Origin of the sequence: Streptomyces sp. NPDC015131 (genome assembly GCF_043079975.1) — a bacterium.
GTDB lineage: Bacteria > Actinomycetota > Actinomycetes > Streptomycetales > Streptomycetaceae > Streptomyces.
This window is the reverse complement of record NZ_JBIBVB010000002.1, coordinates 575,695-598,283: the sequence shown is the minus strand read 5'-3', so window position 1 is coordinate 598,283 and position 22,589 is coordinate 575,695. Positions and strand designations below refer to the sequence as shown.

Genomic DNA, 22,589 nt, shown 5'->3' with positions numbered 1-22,589 from the left:
GAGTCGCAAGCACGTCGGCCCGTCTTCAGTTGTGGTGCCGTTCGCGGACTGGGTCCGGTAGGAGTGAACGACCCCTTCAAGCGGCGCTTGAACTTGCCGCTGAGGAAGACGTTAGACCCCTCCAGGATCGACGTCAAGCATTGCTTGTGGAGAGGCTGAATCGGCCATACCCTCAAGGCATGACCGAGACCTGGGAGAGCGCCTACGAGACGCTGATCAACGCCATCGAAGAGATCAGCGACCCCGTCGCGCAGTACCAGGCAATCAAGGACCTCGAGGGCCGCCTCGATCCGGACCTGAAGCGGCTCAAGGCCGACATCACGAACTCGCTGCACCAAGAGCACTCGTGGGCGGGAGTAGGCAGACTGCTCGGAGTCACGGGGTCGCGCGCCGAGCAGCTGTCCCGAGCGGCTCGCTGAACGGTCTGTAGTCATGCTTTCGAGTCAAGCCGCGCCAGCCCCGCCGCGCGATGAGCGGCTGATGCAGTAGCAGTGCAGTCCGAGTGCACCCGCAGTGCAGAACCCCAGCACCCGACCGGCTGGAGCCCCGACAGTGGACGTCATCGACTCGTGGACCGGGCGATCCGCCTGCGCGCTGCAGGCCGCCCTCCGCGCGACGAATGAGGACTTCGCCAACCGGCTGGGTGTCGCCCTGAGGACCGTCGCCGGCTGGCACCAGCGGCCGGACACCGTGCCCCGAGCCGAGATCCAACAAGCCCTCGACACCGTCTACGAAAGGGCCCCGACGTCTGTGCTCCGCAGGTTCAGCATCCTCGCCCGCCCGGCGCCGCCGACCGTCCCGGCTCAGGCGCTCCGTGTGGCTATCGCCGTAGTGGTGCGAGGCCCGGACGTGCTGCTGGTCTGCCGCCGCGGGGACGACTCCCTCAGCTGGCAGTTCCCGGCCGGCATGATCAAGCCGGGCGCGTCGCCCGCGGTCGTGGCGGTCGAGGAGACGCACGCCGAGACGGGCGTCCGGTGCACGGTGCGCATGAGCCTCGGCTCGCGCGTGCACCCCACGACTGGCGTTCTGGCGGAGTACCAGCTCTGCGAGTACCTGATGGGTGAGGCCGAGAACCGGGACCCAATCGAGAACGCGGACGTCGCCTGGGTGCCGATCGCGTCGCTGCCCAAGTTCATTCCCGAGCAGTCCATCTTCCCGCCGATCCTGGAGGCGCTCGCATGACCGATCAGACTGACCCGAAGCCGGGCATCTCCGCCGCGATCATCGTGGACCAAAGCCGTGTGCTCATGGTCCGCCGCCGGATCTCCGAGGGCGAGCTGATGTGGCAATTCCCGGCCGGCGGCATCGAGGCGGGTGAGTCACCGGAGGAGGCCGCGGTACGGGAGACGCTCGAGGAGACCGGACTCGAGGTGAAGGCCATCCGGCTCCTCGGGCAGCGCGTCCACCCGAAGACCGGCCGGGAGATGTCGTACACGGCGGCCGAGGTCATGGCCGGTGAAGCGCACGTCGCCGACGAGGAGGAGCTCGCCGAGGTCGCCTGGGTCACGCACGAGGAGATCGCCGACTACGTGCCCTACGGCCTGTTCGAGCCCGTGCAGGAGTACCTCGACGAGGCCCTCGGCAGCTGACACCGGACACGCGAAGAGCCCCCACCGTCGGTGACGGTGGGGGCTTTGTCGTGCTCAGTGGGTGGGGCCGTAGAACCAGTCGACAATCTTCACGCCGATCATGAAGCCGATCGGGGCGGCGATGAGGCAGAGGATGAGGGTGATCATGCCGCTGCCCTCCTGGCGGCGTCGTCGTTGAGCTCGGCCTGCGTGAAGCTGAATCCGCAGGCGGTGCAGCGGATGTACTGGTCCCAGTCGGTTTGGGTGAGGGCCATGGTGGCGCAGGCTTCGCGGGGGCAGGGTCGGGGGACGGGTCGGGTGCGGGGTGCGACTTGGGTGATGCCCCGCACGTTGCGGATCATGGACCAGAGTTCGTCTCGCAGCTCCCCCGCCCAGGGCTGCATGGCCGCCCAGCCCACGTGTGGACGCAGCCAGTCGGCGAGGTTGGCGGGCTGCCAGTGGGCAGGCCCGCGCAGTCGTCGCTCCTCGATCACGAGCCGCACCCAGGCCCCGAGGACGGCCGTGAGGGGCAGCTGCCCATGCTGGTCGCCGTGCGGGTCGTGGACGGAGCCGGCTGCCCCCGGGCCGAGCAGGTTGAGGGTGTCGAGCCGGCCAGGGGTGGGGGCGGTGCGGGTGCCGCCGCGGGTGGGGCTGCCGGTGGTCTCCCGCTGCACGCTGGCCTCCAGCACGATCAGCTGGCGGGGTACCTCGGTCAGCCAGCCGGTGATGGCCCGGATGCACGGGTCGCACAGGAGCTGGCCGGTGTCGAGTTCGTGGGGGCGGAGCTCGTGGGTGCAGGTGGCGGCGGCACAAAGCCAGGCGACGGGCTGGGTCACGGCGTTCTCCTCGGGCGGTGCGGGTGCGGTCAGAGTTGGTAAGCGCTCACGGTCGGGGCTCCTTGGGCTCGTAGGTGGCGGCCGTGGCGTGCTCTTCGGCGTGGTGCTTCCGGGCGGCCCGGGTGGCGGCTTCCACGCTGGTGTGGTCGAGGCTGAGCCAGCCGTCGCAGGATTCGTCACCCCAGCAGCGCCATGCCCACGCGAGGTGGCCGTGGTCGTGCCGGTACTCGGCGACCTCGAGGTGATCGGCGAGGGTGAGCCCCTCAGTGCCCGCCTGAGCCCCGTTCGCCGCCTCGGTGTCGCTCGGGTCGTTCTCGGGCTGCGGGGCGCTCTGTGCCCCCGTGGAGCCGTCCGGCGGGGGCGTGTTGGGGTTCATGCGGCGTTCCTTTCGTCGCAGATCGGCTGCGTGGGCTTCTGGCGGCCTGTGGCGGGCCGGTTGGGAAAGCGGGGCCCGGACGCGCCCTCAGGCCGGGAGGCGGGCACCTGGGCGGGTTCCCGCCCCATCTCCACCTCGTCGAGGCGAAGCAGCCCGACACGAAGGGCTACGGCGACAGCGTGAGTTCGGGAGCGGGCACCCAGGGTGTGGGCGGCGGCGTTGAGACGCAGATGGATCCCCGTCTCGGTGGTGTCGAGGCGGCGGGCGATCTCACGGGCCGTGTAGCCGCTGGCGCTGAGGCGGAGGGCGGCAAGCTGGCCGGGGCTGATCCGGTCCGGGCGGCGGGGCATCAGAGGAACTCTCCGATCAGGGTCACGTTCTCCACGTCCCGGTAGGCGCAGAGGTGGCGGGGTATGGCGGTGGGGCCGTGGAGGTCGAGCCAGGCTTGTTCGAGCTGCCGGTCGAGTTCGTCCGGGTCGTCGGGCCAGTCGCACGTCTCCGGAGCGGCGGTCACGGCTGGCCGCCGGCGAGGAGCATCAGCGGGTGGGCGGCGGTCGCCAGGCTGGCGGCGGTCACGACTCGTCCTCGACGGGCACCCACCGCATGACGGTGACGGGCCGCTGCTCGACCTTGACGGCCTCCACGGTGTCGCCGTGCCAGCCGTAGTCCTCCGGGGCGTAGTCACCGACCTCGTAGTCGCCGGTGTCGAGCCGGGCCTCGTACTCGACGGCCCAGGTCTCCAGCCCGTCACGGAAGACGGTCCGGCGCCGCGACGTGTACTTCAGCGTCGTGACGTGCTCGTCGGCGAGGAGGTCGGGGTCGTACTGGATGTCGTCGGGGCTGGCGGGCGGAACACCGATGGCGGCGAGTTCCTGGCGGGTGTAGCGGCGGACGGTCATCAGCTGGCCTTTCGGGTGGTCGGGGTGGGGGTGGCTTCGGTGAGGACGGCGGCAATGTCGGTGAGGGCCTGGTCGACGGCCTCCTCGTCGTCGTGCTCGTGCCGGTCGTAGCGGGCGAGGACGTCGTGGGCGTGCTCGAAGCGCCGGAACAGGTCCGGGCGGCGGGCGAGGGCCGCGTCCCGGGCCGCCACGAGACGCTCGGCGGATGTGCTCATCGGGTTTCTCCTCTGGTGCGTAGGCTGGGTGGTGGCCGCCCCGCTAGCCCCGGGGCGGCCGTCGTGCATCACGGGGCGGTCAGGCGGCGGGGTCGCGGAGGGCGGCGGCTTTGATGTAGGGATCACTGACTTCAATGCCGAGTCGCCGCTTCAGCTCGTTAGCCAGCTCGGGCAGGGTGCGTACTGGCACGATCCGTGTGGGGTCCCATCCGGTTATGTGCAGCCAACGGGCCCGGCCGTCTGGGGCTTGCTCGTCGGGTCGGCCGAAGACCTCCATGTCGGTGCGGGGGTCGGAAATGAACCCGGCGTCGCTGAGGGAGATGTGCCATCGGTACAGGTGGATGGCGCGGGCGCCGGCGGGGAGGGTCTGGTCGTATCCGGGTTGTGCGACGACGACGGCGGTGTTGTCTCGTTCGTCGCGGGCGGTGACCCAGGACGCGGCAGCGGCGGTGTCGGGGAAGTGCTCGTTCATGTGGCGGTCGACGCGGTCGGCTAGATCGCGAGCTGCGGCGGTGGCTATCGCGGCAGTTCCGGGTGTGGTGGCCATGTGTGTCTCCTCGAACGGGTCGTGGTGGGTGGGGTCTTGCGTGTGGGGCGGCCGGGAACCGGATCCACGGCCGGGTCAGGCGGCTTCTCCTCGGAGGGCGGCGAGGAGTGCGGCCCGGTTGGCGGCTTGGCGTGCGGGGCTGGTGGGCATGCGGTCGGGCCGGTAGTCGCGGACCTGGCCGGTGGGCACGGCTTCGGCGTAGAGGCGGCCGAGGATGCGGGCGGGCGGGAGCTTGAGGGCTCGCCTGGCTTCCCACACGGTGGAACGGCCGCAGCTGAGGCGGTGGGCGATGGAGGCGTCCGTGTGGCCGGCGCGGATCAGGGCGGCGATGTCGGCGCGGATCTTCACGACGGATCTCCGTTCGCGAGCTGCAGCAGGATGGCGGCGTGACAGTGGTCGGGCTGGCCGGGCTCGGGCAGCGGACACCAGCAGGTCAGGTCGCGACCGGCCAGGAGGGCGCGGAAGAGGGCCCGCAGACTGTCCTGCTCGGGCTGGTTGATCCACGACCGGTACAGCTCGGTGGCGAACCGGCGGGCCTCCTGCTCGCTGGGCCAAGTCCCGACGGTCCCGCCCCCGGGCCATTCGACGACCAAGCCGTGGTCGGCGTGAACGAGGCGAGCCGGATTGCCGAAGCGGGTGGGCCGTCCGACGTAGACGGCATCGGCCGGGGCGCGCCAGCCCTTGGTACGGCGGCGCTGGATTCGGGTCGGGTTCATGCGGCTTCCTCGGCTTCCTGGTAGCGGCGGGTGTGGACGGTGAGGCGGGGCCGGCCGTTGTCGTGGCACGCGGTGGCGGGTTCGACCTGGCAGTGGGGGCAGCAGGCGGTCTGCCGGGCCCAGTCGGAGCGGCGGGCGGGGTGGACGTCGGGGAGGATCCTGTCGGTGGCGCGGACGCGGCACGGCTGGTGGGCGGCGGCTCCGCAGTGCGGGCAGGGCACGGAGCGGGCCGGGGACTGGCCGGCGCGCATGAAGTGGCGAAGGCTGTCGGGCATCGGGGCGGACGGGCGGCGAGTCATGCCGTCACCGCCGCGTTGATCTCGGTCTTCGTGTCGCCGGCGAGCGGGTTCGGGACGCCGGGCTCGAACCTGGGGCTCGCTCCGCGGTCGTGGCGGTTGAGCCAGCCCTGGACATAGGCCAGGCAGGCGGGGCACATCTGGTCGGCTTCGGGCTTCCAGATCTGAAGCGTCCAGCGCATGCCGAGCCCGCAGGCAGTCGCGGCGCCGAGCCAGACGTGAGCTTTGCGGTAGCGGTCCAGCGCAGCCCACCGGAAGGTCGGGATGCGAGGGTCGAGGTCAGTCACGGTTCGCTCCTTGGGGTGCATGCGGGGCAGCCGCATCGCTGCCGTTGTGTGGCCGGGTGGTCGAGTTCGGAGTGGTCAGCTGTCAGGAGCCACTCGCGGTACTCATCGGCGGCGCGCTGCCAGTCGGCTGGCGAGTGCTGCTGCGGCGGGGCTTCGGGCGGGCGCGTGCCGGCGGGCCAGGCGCCGGGCCGGTATCCGGGCGGCTTCGCCTGCTTCACCGGGGCGGGCTTCTCGCGGCGGGCTTTGCCGTCGGCGATCTGCTGCCGCATGAACAGCCGGAAGTCCTTGCCGTCGTTCTCCCGCCGCATCGCCGCCACGTCGTCGACGTCGAAGTCGTCACTCACCGGACGCCTCCTCGCGGGCGGCTTCCTGGTGCTCGATGATCCGTTCGAGCTTCGCGAGGGCCGCCTGCCTGCGCTGGGCGATCTCCTCCGGCGACTCGGTGATGATCGGCTCGCCCTTCGCCGCCCGCCTCCGCGCCGGGTGGATGACCTTGCTGGCGCGGCTGCGGAGCGCAGACTTGCACGGCCGGCCGATCGGGGCCCGGCAGGCGGGGACGGGGCACTCGATGCCGAGCGGCCCGGACCGCTTCACCTCGTCGACGGCCTCGTCGGCCGCGGGGACGGTCCGGCCGATCCCTTCGAGTTCCCGGAGCACCTGAGGGTGGGGGCCGCCTTCGAGTGCCGGGGCGTTGGTCGGGCCGGCGACCCTTCCGGACGCGACGGCGTCCATCTGTCGGCGGTAGTTGGCCAGGTACTGCTTCGGCGTCTCGTCGGGGTCGCCCTCGTAGACGAAGTTCTCGAGGCGTTCCTTGCGGATGATGTCGCGCCAGGAGCGGACGTCGTGGGGCTGGATCCACAGCCGCTGTCCGGCTTCCTTGGGCGGGGTGCCGTAGAAGCGGGCGACGGCGTCGAAGCAGTCCTGGTCGAGGGGGATGTCCTTGAGAGAGGTGGCCCAGGCGCGCATGGCGATCTGGGAGGGCTGGCGGTTGTCGAAGGCGGCGCACGAGGCGAGGAGCTTTGCCGCGTCGTCGGGGGTCATGAGGTCTCCTCTCCGGAGGCGAGGGCGAGCCAGCCGGCGACCTTGGCGTCGGTGCCGGTGAGGGTCTGGCCGGACGGGAGCTGGATGACGTTGCCGGTCTGCCGTCGTTCGCTGGCCCGCTTGGCGGAGTCGCCGAGCCACTTGCGCCAGGCTTCGTGCCAGTTGCTCTTCTTGCGGCCTTCGGCCCGCCAGTAGGAGATGAACTGCTGGGTCTCGAAGTCGGGGTCGAGTTGCGGGTAGGTCGAGGCGGCGAAGCGGCGCATCGTGTCGTTGAGGTGGAAGTCGTCAGGGATGGAGTGAAGGCCGTTAGGCCGCTGCTGCTCTGCCGTGGCGGCGGGTTCGATTTCGACTCCGACGGCACCCACCCCCTCTCTTACGGGGCTGGGGTCAGGGGCAGGGGTAGGGGCAGGGGCAGGGGAATGCGCGCGTGACGCGCCCGCGCGCCCGCGCGTAGAGGCTTTCGATCCCCCCTCGCTATCCCCTTCGGCAGGGGTATCGGAGGGGGTTCCCGAAGGGGTTGCGGAGGGGGTTCCGGAACCCCTTCGGGAAGGGTCGGGCGAGGGGGCGCCGAACGCCTTCCGAAGGGTCTCGATGTGCATGGCGACTTGGCGCCGGATGGACGGTCCCTCCTCGCCGCGGTACTTCGTCGGCTCGTCGTTCAGTTCCTCGAGGGGGATGCGGTCCATCTCCAGGAGGAGGGCCCGCTGCAGGTGCCTGGAAGAGATTTCCAGCGCCCCGGAGACCATGGCGCCCATGACCTTCGGCATCCGCCACACGCCGTCGTTACGGACGAAGGAGCGGATAAGGAGCTCCTCGGTGTCGTCGTCGAGGACGACGAACCGGGCGGCCTCGAGGGCTTCGAGGTGCTTTTCCAGGTCGGCGGAGGTGAGCCCGCGGGCCTTGCGCGACCACCGCCGCAGGGTGAGCGGCAGCAGTCCGGCGTGGTTCAGGTTCGGCTGCGAGATGAGGAACAGGTAGAGGCGCTGCTGCCTCTCGTCGAGCTCGAGGAAGTCGGCGTCCTCCCAGATGCTGGTGAGGATCCTGCCGTGGCCACGTGCCATGGGGTCGTCTTCTTTCTCGGGAGGGGTGTCGCGGTGGTGATGTCGGCTGCGGCGGACAGCCCTCATGGAGGCTTCAGCGGCGCGGAGTTGCCGTCACGCTGGCAATCCCAGAGTACAACAGGGTGACCGGTCACCAGTAGGTCATAAGTAGGTCGGGGGTGCATAGTCACTGCACAGTCAGCTACGCTGTCGACATGACGACGAAGGGGACCCCGGGCCGCGTAGTCCGCATCGACGACGACACGTGGGCCATCTACGGGGAGCTGTGCAAGGCGGAGGGAACGTCCCGCGCCGACGACATGCGCCGTCACGTGCACTCCCGCGTCAACCAGTGGCGTGCCCTGCAGGAGAAGAAGGCCGCGCTGCTCCGGCGAGCGGCGAAGCAGTCCGAGTCCTGACACGTCCCCTCCTCTCCTCGAGCCCCGCTGTGTGCGGGGCTCTGTCGTGTGCGGGCTAGGCGGCGGGCTGCTCGGCCTGTCGGGCGCGGTAGTAGCTGATCGCGGCCTGGAGGGTGTCCTTGGCGACGCCGAGCCGGTCGGCTGCCTGCTGGCGGGTGTAGCCCTGTCCGTCTTCGAGCTCGAAAGCGTTCTCGGCGAGCACCACGTACCGGGGAGGCTCGTTCACGGCGGGCTGGAAGTCCGGGTCGTCGAACTCGTCGTCGTCCCAGTAGTCGGGGCCGATCCAGCCCTTCGCGGCGGCGTGTCGGCGGGCCCTTTCGGCGTGCCAGCCGATGACTCCGTGGTCCTCGGGGCGGAGGGTGTGGAGCTCTGCGTAGACGGCCTTGACCTCGGCTTCGAGGAGCATGGTGACGTTGCCGCGCGGGTCTCGGGCGATGAGCTGCCCGAGGTTCTCCTTGTCCTTCCCGAGTCGTCGGGCGAGTTCGGCCTGGTGCCATCCGGCTGCGACGAGGGCGCGGAGGCGGCGGATGGTGCCGTGTGCGGGGACGTGGGACCGGTTGGCGGTGATGGCCGGGGTCACTGCGGGGATGGGCAGGGCGAGGATGCGGGTTTCGGTCTTGACGTGGATGCGTCCTTCGCGGCGCAGGATGCGGTACATGACGTCGGGGCAGACCGGGGCGTGCTTCTGGATGTAGCGGTCTTCGAGTCCGGCGGCGCGGAGCTGGAGGATGTGGTGGGCGGCCTTGTCGACGCTTCGCCAGATGCCGCGGCCGGTCTCTCGGAGGTAGCGGCGCCGGATGTTGGCCTTGTTGGCGCCTTGCTTGCAGAGGGTGCAGCGGCAGCCGCGGCGGTAGCGGCGTTCGTCGCCGTGCTCGAGGGTTTCGGCGGGTACGGCTTTGCGGGTCACTGTCCGGTCTCCTTCCGGCGCTGCTTGGCGGTGTTGAGGCGGTGCTGGGCGGCGGCGACGCGCCAGGTGGGCGGGTCGGGCCAGATGGCGTGGCAGGTGTCGAGGTCGCGGCGGGCGCGCTGTTCGGCGATGTCCCGTTGGATGTCTTCGGGGGTGCGGCGGGGCGGGTCGTCGCGGAACGGCTTGAAGGCGGCGACCCAGATCGCGGCGGCCATCCACACGCCGGCGATCCAGGCGGCGGCCTGTGCGGCGGGGCTCACGCGGCGGCCTCCTTGGCGGCGCACGGCTTGCACACGTCCTCGACTCCGCCGTCGACCTGGTTCAGGTCGGAGCGGTGGACGTAGTCGAAGCAGAGGCAGCACATGATGCGGCCGTCGGTGAGGCGGTCCAGCCGGGTCCAGGTGCCGCCGTCGGCGAGGGGGACGGCGAGGAAGTCAACGGGCTGCTCGCTCATGCGGCGACCTCCGTCCCGGCGCCGATCCACTGGTGGCAGATCGACTTGTGGACGGTGGCCCGCTTCGACTGGGTGTATCCGGCGTGGCGGACGACGCCCTGCTTGCAGGCGGCGCCGAAGCGAGGGCCCCAGCAGTTCGGGTGCGGTGGTTCGGGGAGCCCATCCTCGACGAGGTCGGCGGCCTGGAAGGGGACGCCGCGGGCGGCGAACTTCGCTATCCGCTTGTCGCACTCGGCGGCCCACTGGGGGTCGAGCTGGCCGATGCGCTTCATGCCGGCCTGCTTGGCGGCCTCACCCCGCTCGGGGTCGATGGCGCCGGGGTGGGTGACGGGAAGCTGGAGCTGAGAGGTCATGACGGGCTCCGATCAGGTGTGCTTCTCTGGGGGTGGCCGCCCGCGATTCCCGCGCGGGCGGCCGGGTGCTGCGGCTACTGCTCGGCGGCCGGCTCGGGGGTGGAGTTCAGCCACGCGAGGAGCGGCCCAGCGATGTCGCGGGCCCCGCTCGGCCGCTTGATGACCTGCCGGTTGAGGGCGGGACACCGGGACTTGAGGACTTCGAGGGTGTTCTCGACGTCCATCGCTACGGCGACGTCGAACTCGTACTCGATGCCCTTGCGCTGCTCGGGCCGCATCCCGACCCGCTGCGGCCGGCCGTTCTCCAGCACCCACTCGGTGTAGGAGCGCATCGAGCAGACGACGTGGCCGGGGTAGTCGAGGATCGCGGCGACCATGTCGTTCTGGATGGGGGTGCCGTCTTTCCAGCCGGCGAACTTGTTGCCGCCGTACTTGCTGCTGGCCTTCTCGACCTGGTCGAGGGTGCCGTCGGTGCCCTTCCAGAAGTGGGTGAGGCTGTCGACGAACACCGTCGGGTACCCGGCCGCCGCGGCGGAGTCGAGGACGCGGATCAGGTCGCGCGGGTCGTAGCGGTCCATGGGGCAGGTGTCGAACTCGATGCCGCCGATCCCGGCGTACAGGCTGGCGGCGCCCTTCTCGGTGTCGATGACGGCGAACTTGCGTCCTTCGGACAGGCCGTGGGCGATGCCGAGTCCGGTCCACGTCTTGCCGGAGCCGGACATGCCCTGAATGGACAGGCGCGCCTTACGGCCGGCCTTGCTGGCGGGGCGGAACGCGAACTGGCCAGGGTCCTGCTGCGGCTGCTGCTGGGGGCGACCGGTGCGGACCGGCGGGGGAAGCTGAGTCACTGGTTCTCCTAGGCATACTGGCGCTCGACCCACGCGGGGAGCGAGAGCACCGGGTTCGGGAGGTAACCGGGCCATTCGCCGGTCTCGCGACAGATGGCGTAGGTGTTGAGGGCCACGTCGTTGAGGTGGCGGCCGATGCCGCGGGCTACCGGGTCGCAGGTGGTGACGACGACGAGGTAGGGCGGGTCCTTCTCCTGCAGCACGAACTGGAACGGCTTCTCCGGGTCGACCAGGTCGAGGGCGAGACCGCCGTCGAGGTACCACTCCTGCTGCTGGTGGTATCCGTGCTCGCTGAACGTCTTCTCGAGGTCTTCGCGGCGGCAGGATCGGGCGGTCTTGTAGTCGACGATCTGCCCGTCGTGGCGGATCCAGTCGAAGCGGCAGCGGCGCCAGATGCCGTGGTCGTCCCAGAAAGCGGACTGTTCGGCGACTCCGGAGCCGGGTTCCAGGAGCCGGGCGGCGTCCGCGTCTTGGCGGAGGGCGGCGGCCATAGCCTGGACCTGGTCGAGTTCGTGGCGCTTGAGCGGGATGTTCCCGTCGGCCCTTATGGCGGCGACGTCAGCCTTGATGGCGTCGGTGTTCCACTTGTCGGCGTCGACGAGGACGAGTTCGGGGCCATCGTCGAGGACGAGCTTGTGGGCAGCGGTGCCGAGGTCGAGGGCCTTGCTGTAGGGCTGGGGGTGGTCGAGTTCCCACTTGAAGACGGCGGGGCACTTCTTGGCGAGGGTGCGGGCGCCGGTGGAGGAGAGGCTGCCGCCGGGGATGGGATCGGCGTGGTACAGCTCGGCGGGGATGTCGTACAGGCCGGGCTGGACGTCGGCGGTGGTGGTCACTGGCCACCGTCCTCGGCGTCGAGGCAGTCCTCGCAGACGGGGCCTTCGGGGCGGCGGACGAACGGGCCGGCGGTTCCGTCGCAGCGGGCGCAGGCGATGGGGCTCACGCGGCACCGTCCGCGTACATGGTCTGGTCGCCGATGATGCGTGCGCCGCCCTGCCCCATGCTGTTACCGATGCGGTAGAGCGCGGCGACGTCGAACGGGTGCTGGCTGCCGGGCTCGGCGATGAGGTAGCGGATGTGGCCTTCGAAGCTGTCGCCGGTGGCGACCCGGTCGCGGATGTCGTCGAGGAGGCTGAGGAGTTCCTCGCGGCTCATGTTCTGCACGACTGCCCTCCTTGAGGGTGTGTTCGGGGAGGCCCCGCACGGTGCGGCTGGGTGGCGGGGCCGGGGGCGGTGTGGTTAGCCCCGCCGGCTCGCTGGAGGCTGTGTCGCGGCGAGCCGGCGGGCGGTTTTAGGCGGCCGGGTCGGCCCAGGCCGGCACGTGGCCGGGGTTGCGGACGGGCAGGACGGGGCCGATGCCGTGGGCCTGCTGCAGGGTGAGGACCGGAACGGGCTGGGTCGGCTGGTCGTCGGGGTCGACGTCCCGCGTGCCGGCCGGGGCGCTGATGGCGGTGGCGTTGGCGAGCTGGGCCCGGACTGCGGTCAGCTCCCGCTGCGCGGTCTCCAGGTCGAGCCGGGCGCCGGACAGGTCGATTGCTGCCTCGTCGAGCTGGGCTTCGAGCTGGTTCCGCTGGGTGGTGACCTCGTCGAGGCGGGTGGCGAGGGCGACGAGGTCGCAGGTGGCCTTATCGAGCTCCCGGCGGAGCTGCGCGGGCGCCTTACCGCGGTGCTGGCCACGACCCCGCCACGGGACGGTGAGGCTCATGACGCCCCCTGCTGGCTGTAGAAGGCGGCCATGTCCTCGGTGAGGCCGAGGAGGCGGCGCGCGTCGGCGAGTTCGGCGGTGAGCCGTGAGCAGCGGGCGTCGAGTACGGCGTTCTGTCGCTCGGCGACCTCGAGCTTGTTCTGCAGCTCGGTGATCTCCGCCTCGAGTCGTGTCTCGCGGGTGCGCCGCTCGGTGTTGGCTCGGTCGACTGCCCGCCACCATGCGGCCCAGGTGGCGTCGTCCCAGTCGCTGCTGTCCGGGCTGGCGGCCTTGAGGATGTGCGAGTCGAGGGCGGCCTGATGGCGAACGGGGTCGTGCGTTGAGGAGCTCACTGGACTTCACCTGCCTTGCAGGCGTCGCGCCGGGTCCACTCGGCGTCCAGCCATGCCTGGGGGTTGAAGCCCATGCCCTCGGCGATCTCGACCGGGTCGTCGGCCAGGTCCGGCATCTCGCCCTCCTCGGCGAGTTCGGCAGCGAACGCCTTGACCCCTTCGGGGTCGACCTGCTCGAGGCGGGCGAGGAGACGGTGGGCGTACCAGGCGGCGGCCGTGCCGGACGCCATCGCCCAGCTCGTTGCGGCGTCCTGGGCTTCGCCGGTCCGCATCAGCAGGCGGACGCGGGCTTCGAGTGCGAAGTGGTGGAGGTTCCGGACGTGGTCTTCGGTGACCGTGTCGGGCTTGGTCATGCGGTGGTTCCCCAGTTCCAGAGTGTGTGGCCGAGGCGGATGAGCCCGGCGAAGAGGGCGGCTGCGGCGGCGATGGATGCCCAGGCGAGCAGCGGCCGGTCGGCGGTCAAGGCAGGTCCTCCCAGTCGGCGAGGGCCTTGTCGAGGGCGCGGGCCTGATCCCACTGCTCGTCACTGCCAGGAAGGTCGACCGGGCGATCAAGGTCGTCGTACATGCCGTGAGTTCCAGCCTCGGCAGCTACGTCGGCCACTGCCTCCGGGGCAGCGAGCAGCGGCACCGGAACCGAGCGGGACAGCAGAGTGGTCGGGTCCTCCAAGAACCAGCCGTGGGCGTGCCGCCACACGATCCGCATCCCCCGATGCCACTCGCCCGCGCCCAGAGCCGGGTCGCCCTTCAGCCAGGTGCAGGTGATGAGCAGGTTGCGGGACCCGGTCGCGGTCAGTTCGGTCGTGATGCTCGTCCCGTCGGGAGCGACCTCGGCTGCGGCGAGCGCGGCGTGGACGGCCTCCCCGTAGGCGGCGTGTGGAACCTGGGCCAGCATCACGCCTCCTCGTCCGGCAGGGCGGCCTGGAGGGCGTCGGCGAACTTCCACCGGGCCGCCTGGGGCGGGAACTTTCTGCGGCCGGAGAGCATCCAGTCCGCGGCGCGTACCGCTGCGGCTGGGGTGGCGATCGGGTCGAGGCCCAGGTGGATGGGCTGTTCGGTGCGGGTCTGGTGGTGGTCGACGAACCGGGCGTACTGCCAACCCTGGTCGGACGTCCAGGACAGCAGGACACCGTTCGGGTAGGCGGCCGAGTTGTAGCCGGTGTCGCCCTCGCCGGTCCACCGGTAGACGGCGGTCATGGTGACGCCGTCGTGCGACCAGGCGTCCCAGTCGTCGGGGGCAATGCCCTCGTCGGCGAGCGCGTCGGCTACCGCCTTGGCGTAGGTGGTGTGCGGGTAGGTCATTTGATCCCCCGTGAATGGATGGTGGTGTCCCCGAGCAGCAGCTCGTCGGGGATGTCGACGTGGCCGGCTACGATGTCGGCGATCAAGTTCGGGTCGGTGATCCAGGCCGGTACGCGGCGCGGCACCAGGTCGAGCGCAGCGAGGAGACGGTCACCGATCGGCGCCGGTATCACCGGCATCTCCGACAACAGCTCCGAGGTCACCGTGTGGACCGGGCGGGTCATGAGACGGCCGCCATGTCGCTCGTCGCGGCGGGGAGGCTCGGCCCGTCGGGGAACTTGCGCCGCCACCGGTAGCGCGGCGACGGGGAGCGGGTCTCCACCCACTCGATCGGCCCGTGGCACTTGCGCAGCGGGCTGTGGTACCAGGTGCGGTTCATGGAGAGCTGGCCGCAGTCGGGGCAGGCGATCTTCGGGCCGATCGGCGCGCCGGTGGTCATCGAGCGCTCGTACTGGTCGGGCCGCTCCACGTCGTAGGAGCCGTCGATGGGGGACTCGTTGCGGAGGTCGATGTCCGAGAGGTCGGGGCAGTTGATGATCGCGTCGTCCTCCGTCTCGGCGGAGACCTTGACCAGGTAGACGTTGGTGACGGACACCTTCACCAGGAACTCGCGCTCGTTGAGGTCCCAGCGGCGTCGGTCTCCGGCGGCCTCGTCGATCAGCGCGAGCGCTTCGGTCGCGGTGCCACTGGGGACGGGCCGGGGGAAGCGGTCGCCCCGATAGGACTCGTGCGCCCCGGGGTGCCCCAGCTCCAGGCGGCAGTCCGCGGTGAGGTCCAGGTCCGGGTAAGGGACCTGCTCGTTGCAGCTCACGACGCAACCTCCGTGCGGGGCGGGCAGGCGGGGCAGCAGCTGCCGGGGATGGTGAACTCGCTGTCGGCGTCGAGGTCGAGGTACTGGTGACGCTGCTCGGCGAGCTCGGCCTGCCGGAGAGCAGCGGCCCGAAGGTCGGCAGCCAGCTGCGCCAGCGGCACATCCACGCGGGCCAGATCGGCGGCGGTCATCGGGCACCGCCCTCGGTCTCGCAGGGGCAGCCGTAGTTGTGGGACTCGGGGGTCTCGCAACCGTGCTCGATCTTCCGGAGCTTCGCCTCGGCGGCCTCTGCTGCGGCGCGGTGCTCGTCACGCTCAACCTCGGCCTTCTCGGCCCGATCGCGCCAGCGCCTCTTGCCCGCCTGGTGCCACTCGACCTCGCGGCGAAGTTCCGGCAGCGTGTACCGCTCCAGGTGGTCGAGCCCGTCCTTCACGGCGGCGAGCTCGTCGCGGAGGCGGTGAACCTCCGGCTGCTCATCCCCGGCGGTGCTGCCCGAGGCGGCAGTGTCGGCCAGGCGACGGAGCACTTCGAGCGCGGACTCGTAGCCGAGGCCAGACCCGACGGACGTCAGGCGACGCTGCTCCGGGTCCTCCACGGCGGCGATCGCCTCGCGCAGCACCTGCGCTCGGAAGGCGTCCAGGAGCGGCTTGCGCTCCTCACCCGCCAAGATCCCGAGGATCAGCCGGTTCGTGACGCCCGCGGCGTCCCAGTTGGCGCTCATCGGGTCACCGCCTTCGGGGTCACGATCAGGCCCGGGTTGTAGGCGCCGAGCACCTTGTTCGCGCGGTGCAGGTCGGCGAGGCGGTCCTCGCGGTCGGCCTGGTCCTCGACGGAGGCCAGCGGACGGAGGGTGCGGATCTCGGCCGCCAGCGTCTCGGCGTCCATCTCCGCCTGCAGGATGTGGAGCGGGATCTTGGCGCCGATCATCTGGGCGACCCGGTCCGGCATCGGGACCTCGGGGAAGTCGATGGCGATCACCGGGACTCACCGCCCTTGCCCAGCTCGCGGATGTCGGTAGCGTCGCACGCCTTGTCGCCGCCCCGGCAAGCGCACAGGCCGTCGCGTGCGATGTAGTACGCCTCGCCCGTCGACAGGGAGTTGCGACGCTTGCCGTACTTCTCGAAGTCCTTCGCGACCTGCGACCGAACGTCGCGCTCGGCCTCACGCAGTCGCTTGACCTCTCCCAGAAGGGACAGGGCGATCTCATGGAGAGCCTTCTCGGTTCCGCTCTCGTAGGTGGCCGTGGACCAGGTCTTGGTGTGCTCGCCGTACTGAGCGAGCCGGATCTCGGCCACGTGCGGGCTCAAGTCGCCCAGAGGGGTAGGGGATACTCGGGACACTGGGTCCTTCTCTCTCTCGCAGGTTGGTTGCGTGTGAGGGGTGGATCTGGGAGGGCCGTCGTCGCGGTGTTGGAGCCCGGCGGCGGCCCGCTGCCGCGCTAGGCGGCGAGGGGGGCGGCGAGCGAACGCTGGAGTTCGAGGCGGAGGCTCTCGGGGCTGAAGGTGATCCGGCCGCCGTCGTTGTGGTGGTAGACCTCGCGCCGGTAGCACTTCTCCTTCAGGGAGCGGACGCTCTTGTACGGCAGGAGCTGCTTCTCGACGACCTCTTCGGGCGTCCAGCGGATGAGCTGCTCCTCCTCGAGGGCCTTGGCCTCGGCGAGCTTGCGGACCGTCCTTCTGTGGGGCGTGGCCTTCCGTGCCTTCGTGGGGGGCGTTTCGGCGGTCACGTCATTCCTCCTCGGTTATGGCGGCAGGTTTGACCTGCAGGGCGTTGGCGATGGTCCGGACCCGTTCGTCGTCCGATTCGCGGATGTGGCCTCTCTCCATGCGGGAGAGGTAGCCCCGATTCAGGCCGGTCAGTTCCTGGAGCATGCGCAGGCTCATGTTCTGGGCCTTGCGAACCCTCCGGATTGCGGGTCCGTCTGGCTTCACGCTTAGAAGCTATGCCCATTCTGGCTACAAGCGCAAGCGGTCTGCCTACTTTATGAGCACAGAATGTGGGCGTGGCACGTGGTGACGTGGCGTGCGCCGGTGCGCCTTGGTGTGGCCGGATGCAACCCGGATTGCTTGAAATGACTACTAACGCGCAGGTCAAAGCGTGAGATCTGGGCTTCTTGGTTGCATGCGAGTAGTGCATGATGGGCCTCATGGACCGTGACTGGACCCGCCTCGGAACGGCACTCAGGGACGCCCGGCGCGCGCACCCCGTGCAGCTCACGCAGGAGCAGATGGCCGACGACCTCGGCGTCAGCCGCTCCGTCATCCAGCTCATCGAGGGCGGGCAGGAGTACAAGAAGCCGACCCCGACCATCAAGGCATACGCCCGCCGGGTCGGCTGGACCGACGACTCGGTGGAGCGCGTCCTCGCCGGCGGCCACCCGTCCCTGGCTTACCCCGACACGGCCCGCGACCCCGAACCCGCCGAGCCAGCAGCTGACTCGAAACTGCCGCTGCGCATCCAGCATGAGCTTCGACAGGACGGTGAGCTCGTCGACACCGCCGTCATTCCTCTCGGTGACGGCGGCACCATGGTCGTCGTCGTGAAGAATCCGGCCGGCGCCACGCCCGAGCAACGTAAGGCAAACCTAAGTGCCTGGCTGGAGGCTCAAGGGGAGCTGCAGAGCCTGTCGGTGAGGGCGGATCAGATGCGTGCGGCCGAGCGGCACGCCGACTAGCAGAACTGCAATTGCAGTTACGCAAAGCTCTCCCCACGTGACCCAAAAGTGTGGTTGCATGACTGAACGCTGACCATGGGGCCACCATTTCGGACAACGTGGGGTGGCTGATGTGTGTTCACGTCTACTGCGCGGAGAGAATGCCCGACGAGACGCTCGTGTGGGCAAGCCGGAACCCTGACCACGTCGTCGTGTACGCGGACAGCTCGCTCGCGACCTGTCACGGAACCCTGACGGCCGCGGGGGTCGCTCAGGTCAACGAGGCGCTGGCAGCCCTCCCGGGCGCCCCCTCCCTCGAAACGGCGAAGCCCTGCAGCTGACCCCTGCTCGCGGTGCAGTCTCCACGACGATGGTCTCGACACCTGATGAAGGGGTGAGCCATGGCCTACGCCGAGAAGGTCTACAAGGTCCGCAACGGCAAGCAGACCAAGCAGTACACGTGGAAAGCCTGCTACAAGAAGCCGGACGGGAGGAAGGGCACTGAGCCCGGGTTCCCCACCAAGACCAGGGCTAAGGAGTGGGGTGAGGCGCAGGAGGCCGCGATCCGGGCCGGCCGCTGGATCGACCCGGCCCTGCAGCGCATCACCTTCGGCGAGTTTGCGCGCAAGTGGATGAAGGTCAAGCCCAAGCGCGGCAACACCGTCGACAAGCGGTGGAACCTGCTTCAGCGGCACATCTTCCCGAAGTGGGAGCACGTGCCGCTTATCCAGGTCAACTGGTTCGATGTCGACGCCTGGCAACAAGAACTCGGCTGTGACGACGTCACCGCCGGGCACTGCGTCAGCCTCATGTCGTCGATCCTCACCGGGGCGGTCGACGCCAAGCACCTGGCGGTCAACCCGCTCTTCGGGCGCCGGCGCACCCGCGCTACTGCGGTCGTCGTCACCGCGAAGAAGGCGGAGGAGGAGAAGTGGGTACGGCCCGAGGTTGTCCTGCAGCTGGCCGAGCGGCTCGGCCCGGCGGTCGGCCTGCACGTCCTCACCACGGCCTTCACTGGCCTTGGCTGGGGGGAGGGCGCGGCGCTGCACCGGGACAACGTTCTGCGGGTCCGGCGGCAGCCGCACGATGGCGGCTGGTTCGAGTGTCCGACCGTCCAGGTTGACCCTCTGGTGGGGGAGTTGGTCGAGTACACAGGCCGAGACGAGGACGGCAACAAGACGGGCATGGTGCTGCAGCTGGAGCCCCCGAAGAACGGCAAACGGGCTCGAGGGATCGACATCCCCCCGTTCCTAGCGGTGCTTCTCCGGTACCACCTGGAGGACTGGCCGCACCCGTATGTGTTCTGCACGCCGTCCGGGACGTTCTGGCGGCGATCGAACTTCACCCGGGCCAACATCCGCCCGGCGGCGGACGGCAGGGAGGCGCTGCCCGTCGTCCGGGGGCGGGCGGCGAGGGACGGTTGGGAGCCCATCATGCCGGGGCTGACGATGAGGGACCTCCGGCATACGCACGACACGTACCAGGATCAGATCGGTGTGCGGCCGGCGCTGGCCTTTGAGCAGGCCGGGCATGCGCGGCCGGGCATCAAGGCGGTATACCAGCATCCGACGCCGGCGATGCGGCAGGAGAGGCTCGACGGTCTGCAGGACATCTTCGAGCGGGCGATGGGTAACCTGGGGTGGAGGACGTTGTGGGGGAGGGTCGACCTCCGGAAGGCCCCCAAGAGGGGACGGCTCCTAAATCCCCCCCAAATGATCTCTACGACGGAAGAAGTGGCAGCGTAGAGCCATCGTCAATCCGGCTCTTACAAAGCAGATGTCGGCGGTTCGAAACCGTCCGCGCCCACCAGCACGAAGGCCCCCAGCCGATCACGGCTGGGGGCCTTCGGCGTCTGCAGCATGGCACGGAAGCCGGTGGGGGTTGCTCACGGGCGGGGTGCTTCCTGTGCACCCGGTTCGTGTGGCCGGCAGCCTCACGCAGGAGCGGGATACGGCGGATCGTACGCTGCAACTATGCACAGGGGAGCAATCACACAGGGGTCCGTACTGAAGGCCATGGCCGAGTACGACGGGCTGGGGCGGGATGAGTTCCTTGCGCAGTACGGCTACGGGAAGGCCCGCTCGTACGTCGTGGTGCATGAGGGGCGGGAGTACGACTCCAAGGCCATCGCCGGCGTAGCGCACCAGTGGGACCAGGGCCGGCCACTTAGGTCTGACGAGTTCAGTGGGGGCAAGGAGCACGCCGCGGCCTGGCTGAAGCGGGCTGGTTTCCGGGTGAAAGCGGTGAAGAACCCCGATTGGGTCCGTGATGAGATCATCCTGGCCTGTCAGCTCGTGATGGAGAACGGGTGGAAGGGGCTGGACGCCCAGGACTCCCGGGTGGTCGAGCTCTCGGAGCTGCTCCAGATGCTTCCCATTCACGCCGAGGCGGACCGCAATGAGAAGTTCCGCAACCCCAACGGGGTGGCGCGTAAGACGTTCGACATTGCCACGAGGCACCCGGAGTACCGGGGTAAACCCACCAACGGCGGCGCGCTCGATATCGCGGTGCTGAACGAGTTCCTCGATCGGCCGGGGGAGATGGCCAGGGTCGCGCGGCTCATCCGCGACGGCATTGCCACCGGCGAGTTGCAGGCCTTCGCTCCAAGCGGTGACGAGGAGTTCGACGACGACACCAGCGCTCCCGAGGGCCGGCTCCTGATGCGCCGGCACCAGGCGAGAGAGCGGAACAGGGGCCTGCGCAAGAAGAAGATTGCTTCCGTGCTCCGGCATGGCGGACGACTGGCGTGCGAAGCATGCGGGTTCGACTTTGAGCAGGTGTACGGAGCCCGCGGTGCGGGATACATCGAGTGCCATCACGTGGTACCGCTGCATGAAGCGGGTGAGGGACGGACGAAGCTCAGCGATCTCGCCCTCATCTGCGCCAACTGTCACCGCATGATCCACCGGACGGCGCCGTGGCCGACTCCTGAGGAACTCCGGGCCTCCATAGAGCGAAAGTACGCCGCTGACAGGCGCGCAGCGGTGGCCCTGGCGCGACGCCGTGAGCCGAATGACGAACGCTGATGAGGAGTACTTCGGCGCCCCCGTGAATGCCGCCTCCGCAGCAGTGCATCTTCACCGGCCACCAGCAGCAGGCCTATGAGGAGACAGCGGGCCGACCGTCCAGGGGCAGGCTCTCGTGATGGTGCCAGAGGAGGTACCGGTCCTCGCGGCGCAGTTCCGCGGAACCCCATTCGATCCGCATCACGCCACGGTCCATAGAGCATGCGTATGCCACGAGGACAAGGCGGACGTCCTCGGCGAGGAGGCCCAGATCCGGGTGCACTTCGGTCTCGTCGAGTTCCTCCAGACCAAGGTCGAGGGCCTGTTGCATGGGCTCGGGGCCATGCCGCCGGATCAACTCTGCGCGAAACCCGGTGGCGCGCCGAAGGCGGGCCGCCGTGACGGGGACGTCCTTCTTGGCATAGCGGATGGGGTAGATCATTTGGTCGGCAACGATCGTCACCGTACGCCCATGAAGACGTACCGGCCTGGCGCCCCGGACTGCACCGAGACCGGCAGCCAGTTCTTCGTACTGCACTGCATGCAGTCCATGACCGTAGGCCTCCAGTGTCTGCGTCTGGACACCCTCATGGCCGTTGCGGGCCCTTTCATGGGCACGGAGGAGGCAAGCCGGGACGATGTCCACGAGCTGTCCGGCCACCGCACCGAATGTTGCCTGCGCCCACGGCGTCGCTGAACCCATGAGGTATCGCCTCCCCCAAGCGGCGCCAACGCGCCGAGCAGCACCACTAAACGGTGATCCATGCACCCGGAGCGCGCAAGGTGGCATGGGGGGGCGGGGAGGCGCATGGCCGTCGTGCGGAGCGCCCAACCGTGGGATGTGGGCACCCGCCGGCCGGGGCCCACGCGTGCGTGGGCCCCGGCCCGGGGTTACGCCGTGGCCGGGGTGCGGCGGCGGAGGGCGGCTCCTCGGGCTTCGGCGGTGGCCAGGGCGGCGACCGCCGTGAGGAGCAGGAGCGTGCCCGTCACCGTGGCCGGGGTGAGGCGTTCGCCGAGGAGGGTGACCGCGATGACCGCCGCGCTCACCGGCTCCAGGAGCATCACCACCGAGACCGTGGCCGCCCGGACCACCGCCGCGCCGGCGAAGTAGAGGGCGTACGCGAGGGCCGTGGGGACGGCGGCCGTGTAGACCAGGAGCGCCAGCACGCCGGCGGGCTCCGCCGTGTGCGGTACGAGACCCTCGGCGGCCGCCATCGGGAGCAGGCCGGCGCAGCCGATCGCGAACGCCCACGCGGTGGTCGGCAGCGGGTCGCCGCCCCCGTCCCGGCCGAGCCACCGGGTCTGGAGCGTGATCGCGGCGTACCCCGCCGCCGACAGCACCGCGAGCGCGACGCCCGCGGGGCGCACCTGCGCGCCCCCGCCGCCGAGGACCAGGACGGCCAGCCCGGCCAGGGCGCCGGCGACGGCCAGGACACCGCCCCGGCCCAGCCGTTCGCCCATGGTCAGGCGCGCCCCGACCGCGATGAGCACCGGGCCGGCGCCCAGGGTCACCACGGTGCCCACCGCGAGGCCGGTCGCCTCGACCGCCGCGAAGTAGGCGCTCTGGAAGACGGTGAGCCCCACGCCCGTGAACAGCACCCGGCGGACCCTGCTCACCCACGGCACCGTCGCCGGTCGGGGGCGGCGGCGCCGGGCGCGCAGCGCGAGGACGGGGAGGAGGAGCACCAGCCCGCCGGCGCAGCGCCAGAACGAGAGGGCCAGCGGCCCCAGGTCGCTCACCGCGAAGACCAGGGAGGCGGCGGCCCCGGCGGTGCCCCAGGCGAACCCGGCGAGGACGAGGTAGGTCAGCCCCCGGCCGACCGAGAGGGACCCGGCGGGCAGGGGGGAGGAAGGATTCGACACGTGACTTCTCCGGTGGAGGAACAAGACGGCTGACAGCTCGGCTCGGTCACGCGGGCAGCACCGACCGCCCGGGGAACACGCCCCGGTACGGGTCGTTCGTGAGGACGTCCGCCCGCGCTA

The 22,589-nt window shown here is 70.1% G+C and carries 43 protein-coding genes; 7 read left to right on the top strand and 36 right to left on the bottom strand.

Annotation, left to right across the window (positions count from 1 at the left end):
• Positions 1–179: 179 nt before the first annotated feature.
• The 3 genes from ACF08D_RS08245 (at position 180) to ACF08D_RS08235 (ending at position 1,589) form a co-directional block, all read left to right on the top strand.
• Entirely contained in the window at positions 180–419 is a 240-nt protein-coding gene (locus ACF08D_RS08245; RefSeq protein WP_392221752.1) for a hypothetical protein, read from the top strand.
• A 133-nt stretch (positions 420–552) separates the two neighbouring features.
• On the top strand, positions 553–1,182 hold the full coding sequence (locus tag ACF08D_RS08240; protein WP_392221751.1) for an NUDIX hydrolase: 630 nt from the start codon (positions 553–555) through the stop codon (positions 1,180–1,182).
• The gene (locus tag ACF08D_RS08235; protein WP_392221750.1) at positions 1,179–1,589 is read left to right on the top strand and encodes an NUDIX hydrolase; all 411 of its coding nucleotides are present in this window, start codon (positions 1,179–1,181) and stop codon (positions 1,587–1,589) included. Before ACF08D_RS08240 ends, ACF08D_RS08235 begins: the two co-directional genes overlap by 4 nt.
• 143 nt (positions 1,590–1,732) lie before the next feature.
• Here ACF08D_RS08235 and ACF08D_RS08230 read toward each other — a convergent pair whose 3' ends face one another.
• The 14 genes from ACF08D_RS08230 to ACF08D_RS08165 all read right to left on the bottom strand — a co-directional run bounded on the left by ACF08D_RS08230 (position 1,733) and on the right by ACF08D_RS08165 (position 7,842).
• A complete protein-coding gene (locus ACF08D_RS08230) occupies positions 1,733–2,404 on the bottom strand; it encodes a hypothetical protein (protein WP_392221749.1) in 672 nt (223 codons plus the stop codon).
• Positions 2,405–2,450: 46 nt separating this feature from the next.
• Positions 2,451–2,780 (bottom strand): hypothetical protein, encoded by a 330-nt coding sequence (locus ACF08D_RS08225; RefSeq protein ID WP_392221748.1) that lies wholly within the window; start codon positions 2,778–2,780, stop codon positions 2,451–2,453.
• On the bottom strand, positions 2,777–3,130 hold the full coding sequence (locus ACF08D_RS08220; RefSeq protein ID WP_392221747.1) for a hypothetical protein: 354 nt from the start codon (positions 3,128–3,130) through the stop codon (positions 2,777–2,779). Before ACF08D_RS08220 ends, ACF08D_RS08225 begins: the two co-directional genes overlap by 4 nt.
• Positions 3,130–3,294: a hypothetical protein gene (locus tag ACF08D_RS08215; protein WP_392221746.1), complete on the bottom strand. Its 165-nt coding sequence runs from the start codon at positions 3,292–3,294 to the stop codon at positions 3,130–3,132. The genes ACF08D_RS08220 and ACF08D_RS08215 overlap by 1 nt, the downstream gene beginning before the upstream one ends.
• Before the next feature lie 58 nt (positions 3,295–3,352).
• A complete protein-coding gene (locus tag ACF08D_RS08210) occupies positions 3,353–3,679 on the bottom strand; it encodes a hypothetical protein (protein WP_392221745.1) in 327 nt (108 codons plus the stop codon).
• Positions 3,679–3,894, bottom strand: coding sequence for a hypothetical protein (locus tag ACF08D_RS08205; protein ID WP_392221744.1), 216 nt, complete (start codon positions 3,892–3,894; stop codon positions 3,679–3,681). The genes ACF08D_RS08210 and ACF08D_RS08205 overlap by 1 nt, the downstream gene beginning before the upstream one ends.
• A 79-nt stretch (positions 3,895–3,973) precedes the next feature.
• Positions 3,974–4,441, bottom strand: a complete 468-nt coding sequence (locus tag ACF08D_RS08200) for a hypothetical protein (protein WP_392221743.1) — start codon at positions 4,439–4,441, stop codon at positions 3,974–3,976.
• 75 nt (positions 4,442–4,516) lie between these two features.
• Complete coding sequence (locus ACF08D_RS08195; RefSeq protein WP_392221742.1) at positions 4,517–4,789, bottom strand: helix-turn-helix domain-containing protein; 273 nt, start codon at positions 4,787–4,789, stop codon at positions 4,517–4,519.
• On the bottom strand, positions 4,786–5,157 hold the full coding sequence (locus ACF08D_RS08190) for a DUF4326 domain-containing protein (protein WP_392221741.1): 372 nt from the start codon (positions 5,155–5,157) through the stop codon (positions 4,786–4,788). The genes ACF08D_RS08195 and ACF08D_RS08190 overlap by 4 nt, the downstream gene beginning before the upstream one ends.
• The gene (locus tag ACF08D_RS08185) at positions 5,154–5,456 is read right to left on the bottom strand and encodes a hypothetical protein (protein WP_392221740.1); all 303 of its coding nucleotides are present in this window, start codon (positions 5,454–5,456) and stop codon (positions 5,154–5,156) included. Before ACF08D_RS08185 ends, ACF08D_RS08190 begins: the two co-directional genes overlap by 4 nt.
• Complete coding sequence (locus ACF08D_RS08180; protein ID WP_392221739.1) at positions 5,453–5,740, bottom strand: hypothetical protein; 288 nt, start codon at positions 5,738–5,740, stop codon at positions 5,453–5,455. The genes ACF08D_RS08185 and ACF08D_RS08180 overlap by 4 nt, the downstream gene beginning before the upstream one ends.
• Positions 5,737–6,084: a hypothetical protein gene (locus ACF08D_RS08175; RefSeq protein WP_392221738.1), complete on the bottom strand. Its 348-nt coding sequence runs from the start codon at positions 6,082–6,084 to the stop codon at positions 5,737–5,739. The genes ACF08D_RS08180 and ACF08D_RS08175 overlap by 4 nt, the downstream gene beginning before the upstream one ends.
• Positions 6,077–6,781 carry a hypothetical protein gene (locus tag ACF08D_RS08170; protein ID WP_392221737.1) on the bottom strand — a complete coding sequence of 235 codons (705 nt, stop codon included), beginning with the start codon at positions 6,779–6,781 and terminating at the stop codon, positions 6,077–6,079. Before ACF08D_RS08170 ends, ACF08D_RS08175 begins: the two co-directional genes overlap by 8 nt.
• Positions 6,778–7,842 (bottom strand): hypothetical protein, encoded by a 1,065-nt coding sequence (locus ACF08D_RS08165; RefSeq protein WP_392221736.1) that lies wholly within the window; start codon positions 7,840–7,842, stop codon positions 6,778–6,780. The genes ACF08D_RS08170 and ACF08D_RS08165 overlap by 4 nt, the downstream gene beginning before the upstream one ends.
• Before the next feature lie 194 nt (positions 7,843–8,036).
• Between ACF08D_RS08165 and ACF08D_RS08160 the strand changes: the two genes are divergently transcribed.
• On the top strand, positions 8,037–8,240 hold the full coding sequence (locus ACF08D_RS08160; RefSeq protein ID WP_392221735.1) for a hypothetical protein: 204 nt from the start codon (positions 8,037–8,039) through the stop codon (positions 8,238–8,240).
• 55 nt (positions 8,241–8,295) lie between these two features.
• Here the strand turns inward: ACF08D_RS08160 and ACF08D_RS08155 are convergent, their stop codons facing one another.
• The 20 genes from ACF08D_RS08155 to ACF08D_RS08060 all read right to left on the bottom strand — a co-directional run bounded on the left by ACF08D_RS08155 (position 8,296) and on the right by ACF08D_RS08060 (position 16,879).
• Positions 8,296–9,147 carry a hypothetical protein gene (locus ACF08D_RS08155; RefSeq protein ID WP_392221734.1) on the bottom strand — a complete coding sequence of 284 codons (852 nt, stop codon included), beginning with the start codon at positions 9,145–9,147 and terminating at the stop codon, positions 8,296–8,298.
• Complete coding sequence (locus ACF08D_RS08150) at positions 9,144–9,407, bottom strand: hypothetical protein (protein ID WP_392221733.1); 264 nt, start codon at positions 9,405–9,407, stop codon at positions 9,144–9,146. The genes ACF08D_RS08155 and ACF08D_RS08150 overlap by 4 nt, the downstream gene beginning before the upstream one ends.
• Positions 9,404–9,601, bottom strand: a complete 198-nt coding sequence (locus ACF08D_RS08145) for a hypothetical protein (protein ID WP_392221732.1) — start codon at positions 9,599–9,601, stop codon at positions 9,404–9,406. Before ACF08D_RS08145 ends, ACF08D_RS08150 begins: the two co-directional genes overlap by 4 nt.
• Positions 9,598–9,954: a hypothetical protein gene (locus ACF08D_RS08140; protein WP_392221731.1), complete on the bottom strand. Its 357-nt coding sequence runs from the start codon at positions 9,952–9,954 to the stop codon at positions 9,598–9,600. Before ACF08D_RS08140 ends, ACF08D_RS08145 begins: the two co-directional genes overlap by 4 nt.
• A gap of 74 nt (positions 9,955–10,028) precedes the next feature.
• Complete coding sequence (locus ACF08D_RS08135; RefSeq protein WP_392221730.1) at positions 10,029–10,802, bottom strand: ATP-binding protein; 774 nt, start codon at positions 10,800–10,802, stop codon at positions 10,029–10,031.
• Positions 10,803–10,810: 8 nt separating this feature from the next.
• Positions 10,811–11,635: a PD-(D/E)XK nuclease-like domain-containing protein gene (locus ACF08D_RS08130; protein ID WP_392221729.1), complete on the bottom strand. Its 825-nt coding sequence runs from the start codon at positions 11,633–11,635 to the stop codon at positions 10,811–10,813.
• 103 nt (positions 11,636–11,738) lie between these two features.
• Positions 11,739–11,963 carry a hypothetical protein gene (locus ACF08D_RS08125; RefSeq protein ID WP_392221728.1) on the bottom strand — a complete coding sequence of 75 codons (225 nt, stop codon included), beginning with the start codon at positions 11,961–11,963 and terminating at the stop codon, positions 11,739–11,741.
• 127 nt (positions 11,964–12,090) lie between these two features.
• Positions 12,091–12,504, bottom strand: a complete 414-nt coding sequence (locus ACF08D_RS08120; RefSeq protein WP_392221727.1) for a hypothetical protein — start codon at positions 12,502–12,504, stop codon at positions 12,091–12,093.
• Positions 12,501–12,836, bottom strand: coding sequence for a hypothetical protein (locus ACF08D_RS08115; protein ID WP_392221726.1), 336 nt, complete (start codon positions 12,834–12,836; stop codon positions 12,501–12,503). Before ACF08D_RS08115 ends, ACF08D_RS08120 begins: the two co-directional genes overlap by 4 nt.
• Positions 12,833–13,189: a hypothetical protein gene (locus ACF08D_RS08110; RefSeq protein WP_392221725.1), complete on the bottom strand. Its 357-nt coding sequence runs from the start codon at positions 13,187–13,189 to the stop codon at positions 12,833–12,835. Before ACF08D_RS08110 ends, ACF08D_RS08115 begins: the two co-directional genes overlap by 4 nt.
• 106 nt (positions 13,190–13,295) lie before the next feature.
• Entirely contained in the window at positions 13,296–13,730 is a 435-nt protein-coding gene (locus ACF08D_RS08105; protein WP_392221724.1) for a hypothetical protein, read from the bottom strand.
• The gene (locus tag ACF08D_RS08100; RefSeq protein WP_392221723.1) at positions 13,730–14,137 is read right to left on the bottom strand and encodes a hypothetical protein; all 408 of its coding nucleotides are present in this window, start codon (positions 14,135–14,137) and stop codon (positions 13,730–13,732) included. Before ACF08D_RS08100 ends, ACF08D_RS08105 begins: the two co-directional genes overlap by 1 nt.
• Positions 14,134–14,361, bottom strand: a complete 228-nt coding sequence (locus ACF08D_RS08095; protein ID WP_392221722.1) for a hypothetical protein — start codon at positions 14,359–14,361, stop codon at positions 14,134–14,136. The genes ACF08D_RS08100 and ACF08D_RS08095 overlap by 4 nt, the downstream gene beginning before the upstream one ends.
• Positions 14,358–14,948 carry a hypothetical protein gene (locus ACF08D_RS08090; RefSeq protein ID WP_392221721.1) on the bottom strand — a complete coding sequence of 197 codons (591 nt, stop codon included), beginning with the start codon at positions 14,946–14,948 and terminating at the stop codon, positions 14,358–14,360. The genes ACF08D_RS08095 and ACF08D_RS08090 overlap by 4 nt, the downstream gene beginning before the upstream one ends.
• A complete protein-coding gene (locus ACF08D_RS08085) occupies positions 14,945–15,139 on the bottom strand; it encodes a hypothetical protein (protein WP_392221720.1) in 195 nt (64 codons plus the stop codon). Before ACF08D_RS08085 ends, ACF08D_RS08090 begins: the two co-directional genes overlap by 4 nt.
• On the bottom strand, positions 15,136–15,669 hold the full coding sequence (locus tag ACF08D_RS08080) for a hypothetical protein (protein WP_392221719.1): 534 nt from the start codon (positions 15,667–15,669) through the stop codon (positions 15,136–15,138). Before ACF08D_RS08080 ends, ACF08D_RS08085 begins: the two co-directional genes overlap by 4 nt.
• Positions 15,666–15,926 carry a hypothetical protein gene (locus ACF08D_RS08075; RefSeq protein WP_392221718.1) on the bottom strand — a complete coding sequence of 87 codons (261 nt, stop codon included), beginning with the start codon at positions 15,924–15,926 and terminating at the stop codon, positions 15,666–15,668. The genes ACF08D_RS08080 and ACF08D_RS08075 overlap by 4 nt, the downstream gene beginning before the upstream one ends.
• A complete protein-coding gene (locus tag ACF08D_RS08070; RefSeq protein WP_392221717.1) occupies positions 15,923–16,255 on the bottom strand; it encodes a hypothetical protein in 333 nt (110 codons plus the stop codon). The genes ACF08D_RS08075 and ACF08D_RS08070 overlap by 4 nt, the downstream gene beginning before the upstream one ends.
• Positions 16,256–16,386: 131 nt before the next feature.
• Positions 16,387–16,674, bottom strand: a complete 288-nt coding sequence (locus tag ACF08D_RS08065) for a hypothetical protein (protein WP_392221716.1) — start codon at positions 16,672–16,674, stop codon at positions 16,387–16,389.
• 1 nt (position 16,675) lies between these two features.
• On the bottom strand, positions 16,676–16,879 hold the full coding sequence (locus ACF08D_RS08060) for a helix-turn-helix domain-containing protein (RefSeq protein WP_392221715.1): 204 nt from the start codon (positions 16,877–16,879) through the stop codon (positions 16,676–16,678).
• A gap of 215 nt (positions 16,880–17,094) precedes the next feature.
• On the opposite strand from ACF08D_RS08060, the gene ACF08D_RS08055 reads away from it, so the two are divergent.
• The 3 genes from ACF08D_RS08055 to ACF08D_RS08045 all read left to right on the top strand — a co-directional run bounded on the left by ACF08D_RS08055 (position 17,095) and on the right by ACF08D_RS08045 (position 20,627).
• On the top strand, positions 17,095–17,622 hold the full coding sequence (locus ACF08D_RS08055; protein WP_392221714.1) for a helix-turn-helix domain-containing protein: 528 nt from the start codon (positions 17,095–17,097) through the stop codon (positions 17,620–17,622).
• A gap of 380 nt (positions 17,623–18,002) precedes the next feature.
• Complete coding sequence (locus ACF08D_RS08050) at positions 18,003–19,346, top strand: hypothetical protein (protein WP_392221713.1); 1,344 nt, start codon at positions 18,003–18,005, stop codon at positions 19,344–19,346.
• A 228-nt stretch (positions 19,347–19,574) separates the two neighbouring features.
• Complete coding sequence (locus tag ACF08D_RS08045; RefSeq protein WP_392221712.1) at positions 19,575–20,627, top strand: HNH endonuclease; 1,053 nt, start codon at positions 19,575–19,577, stop codon at positions 20,625–20,627.
• Positions 20,628–20,700: 73 nt separating this feature from the next.
• On the opposite strand, the gene ACF08D_RS08040 is transcribed toward ACF08D_RS08045, so the two are convergent.
• Both ACF08D_RS08040 and ACF08D_RS08035 read right to left on the bottom strand, forming a co-directional pair.
• Positions 20,701–21,309 (bottom strand): hypothetical protein, encoded by a 609-nt coding sequence (locus ACF08D_RS08040; protein WP_392221711.1) that lies wholly within the window; start codon positions 21,307–21,309, stop codon positions 20,701–20,703.
• A gap of 188 nt (positions 21,310–21,497) precedes the next feature.
• A complete protein-coding gene (locus ACF08D_RS08035; protein ID WP_392221710.1) occupies positions 21,498–22,469 on the bottom strand; it encodes a DMT family transporter in 972 nt (323 codons plus the stop codon).
• Positions 22,470–22,589 lie beyond the last annotated feature (120 nt).

Excerpts from the sequence above, each read along its gene's own strand:
- ACF08D_RS08170 (WP_392221737.1), bottom strand. The coding sequence starts at position 6,781 with ATGACCCCCGACGACGCGGCAAAGCTCCTCGCCTCGTGCGCCGCCTTC.
- ACF08D_RS08080 (WP_392221719.1), bottom strand. The coding sequence starts at position 15,669 with ATGAGCGCCAACTGGGACGCCGCGGGCGTCACGAACCGGCTGATCCTC.
- ACF08D_RS08165 (WP_392221736.1), bottom strand. The coding sequence starts at position 7,842 with ATGGCACGTGGCCACGGCAGGATCCTCACCAGCATCTGGGAGGACGCC.
- ACF08D_RS08185 (WP_392221740.1), bottom strand. The coding sequence starts at position 5,456 with ATGACTCGCCGCCCGTCCGCCCCGATGCCCGACAGCCTTCGCCACTTC.
- ACF08D_RS08205 (WP_392221744.1), bottom strand. The coding sequence starts at position 3,894 with ATGAGCACATCCGCCGAGCGTCTCGTGGCGGCCCGGGACGCGGCCCTC.
- ACF08D_RS08100 (WP_392221723.1), bottom strand. The coding sequence starts at position 14,137 with ATGACCTACCCGCACACCACCTACGCCAAGGCGGTAGCCGACGCGCTC.
- ACF08D_RS08145 (WP_392221732.1), bottom strand. The coding sequence starts at position 9,601 with ATGAGCGAGCAGCCCGTTGACTTCCTCGCCGTCCCCCTCGCCGACGGC.
- ACF08D_RS08220 (WP_392221747.1), bottom strand. The coding sequence starts at position 3,130 with ATGCCCCGCCGCCCGGACCGGATCAGCCCCGGCCAGCTTGCCGCCCTC.
- ACF08D_RS08110 (WP_392221725.1), bottom strand. The coding sequence starts at position 13,189 with ATGACCAAGCCCGACACGGTCACCGAAGACCACGTCCGGAACCTCCAC.
- ACF08D_RS08235 (WP_392221750.1), top strand. The coding sequence starts at position 1,179 with ATGACCGATCAGACTGACCCGAAGCCGGGCATCTCCGCCGCGATCATC.
- ACF08D_RS08085 (WP_392221720.1), bottom strand. The coding sequence starts at position 15,139 with ATGACCGCCGCCGATCTGGCCCGCGTGGATGTGCCGCTGGCGCAGCTG.
- ACF08D_RS08120 (WP_392221727.1), bottom strand. The coding sequence starts at position 12,504 with ATGAGCCTCACCGTCCCGTGGCGGGGTCGTGGCCAGCACCGCGGTAAG.
- ACF08D_RS08045 (WP_392221712.1), top strand. The coding sequence starts at position 19,575 with ATGCACAGGGGAGCAATCACACAGGGGTCCGTACTGAAGGCCATGGCC.
- ACF08D_RS08190 (WP_392221741.1), bottom strand. The coding sequence starts at position 5,157 with ATGAACCCGACCCGAATCCAGCGCCGCCGTACCAAGGGCTGGCGCGCC.
- ACF08D_RS08210 (WP_392221745.1), bottom strand. The coding sequence starts at position 3,679 with ATGACCGTCCGCCGCTACACCCGCCAGGAACTCGCCGCCATCGGTGTT.
- ACF08D_RS08160 (WP_392221735.1), top strand. The coding sequence starts at position 8,037 with ATGACGACGAAGGGGACCCCGGGCCGCGTAGTCCGCATCGACGACGAC.
- ACF08D_RS08245 (WP_392221752.1), top strand. The coding sequence starts at position 180 with ATGACCGAGACCTGGGAGAGCGCCTACGAGACGCTGATCAACGCCATC.
- ACF08D_RS08200 (WP_392221743.1), bottom strand. The coding sequence starts at position 4,441 with ATGGCCACCACACCCGGAACTGCCGCGATAGCCACCGCCGCAGCTCGC.
- ACF08D_RS08050 (WP_392221713.1), top strand. The coding sequence starts at position 18,003 with ATGGCCTACGCCGAGAAGGTCTACAAGGTCCGCAACGGCAAGCAGACC.
- ACF08D_RS08095 (WP_392221722.1), bottom strand. The coding sequence starts at position 14,361 with ATGACCCGCCCGGTCCACACGGTGACCTCGGAGCTGTTGTCGGAGATG.
- ACF08D_RS08055 (WP_392221714.1), top strand. The coding sequence starts at position 17,095 with ATGGACCGTGACTGGACCCGCCTCGGAACGGCACTCAGGGACGCCCGG.
- ACF08D_RS08225 (WP_392221748.1), bottom strand. The coding sequence starts at position 2,780 with ATGAACCCCAACACGCCCCCGCCGGACGGCTCCACGGGGGCACAGAGC.
- ACF08D_RS08105 (WP_392221724.1), bottom strand. The coding sequence starts at position 13,730 with ATGCTGGCCCAGGTTCCACACGCCGCCTACGGGGAGGCCGTCCACGCC.
- ACF08D_RS08040 (WP_392221711.1), bottom strand. The coding sequence starts at position 21,309 with ATGGGTTCAGCGACGCCGTGGGCGCAGGCAACATTCGGTGCGGTGGCC.
- ACF08D_RS08140 (WP_392221731.1), bottom strand. The coding sequence starts at position 9,954 with ATGACCTCTCAGCTCCAGCTTCCCGTCACCCACCCCGGCGCCATCGAC.